General features: G+C 61.1%; 1 protein-coding gene and 1 pseudogene. Both read left to right on the plus strand.

Annotated features, from left to right (window positions below; genetic code table 11):
• Positions 1 to 205, plus strand: a pseudogene (locus EN935_RS38005) (FAD-dependent oxidoreductase); the annotation flags it as partial.
• Positions 206 to 311: 106 nt separating this feature from the next.
• The coding region (locus EN935_RS38010; RefSeq protein WP_164771818.1) for a GntR family transcriptional regulator at positions 312 to 916 on the plus strand (605 nt) is incomplete at its 3' end.

Here is a 916-nt window from a genome sequence, read left to right on the forward strand (position 1 = left end):
CAGTGGCATCATCGGCCGGCATCCCGAGATCTCGAACTTTGTCCTGGCCACCGGCTTCAGCGGCCACGGCATGATGCATGCAGCGGCAACCGGGTCGGGCGTCAGTGATCTCATTGCCTATGGCGAGTACCGCTCTGTCGACCTATCGGCCTTCCGCTACGAACGGATCGCTGGCAACCAGCCCATCGAGGAACATGTCTACTGAAGCGAAACGGGCGACATGGCATCGCAGTGACAACGGTGCTATGCGTCCACTTCTTCAATCAAAACGGCGCCAGTCGACAAACACGGCGGCCGCCCCAGGCTGATTCATGCTCGTACAGAAGAAAACCATCTCGACCCAGGTCGCCGATGCCATCAGGCAGAAGATCCTGATCGGCGAATACGAGGCCAACTTCCAGCTGCGGCAGGAGCATCTGGCCACCGAGTTCGGCGTCAGCCGAATTCCGGTGCGAGAGGCGCTGCATCAGCTTCATTCGGAAGGCTTCGTCACGCTGGTTTCCCACAAGGGCGCCGTCGTCACCTCCATTTCCCTGGACGAGATCCTCGAGCTCTACGAATTGCGGGCCCGGATCGAAACATGGCTACTGGCACTAGCCATTCCAAGGATGACGGAGGCCGACCTCGCGCTGGCCCGCGAGCGCGCAAAACAGCACCAGGAGCAGGGCAAGACCGGCGAGTACTCGAACCAGCTCAACTGGAACTTCCACGCAGCGCTCTACGCGCCGTCCGGCCGCAAGGCGACGATCGAACTGGTGGGGCGCATCTACCAGCAGCTCGAACGCTACACGCGCATGATGGTGACGCTCACCGAGATCCAGGCCCAGTCCGACCGCGACCACTGGCAGCTCATCGACCTGTGCGAAGCCAAGGACACACTGCGCGCAGTCGGCCTTTTGGAAATGCACATCATCAC

Origin of the sequence: Mesorhizobium sp. M7D.F.Ca.US.004.03.1.1 (assembly GCF_003998635.1) — a bacterium.
GTDB classification, from domain to species: domain Bacteria; phylum Pseudomonadota; class Alphaproteobacteria; order Rhizobiales; family Rhizobiaceae; genus Mesorhizobium; species Mesorhizobium loti.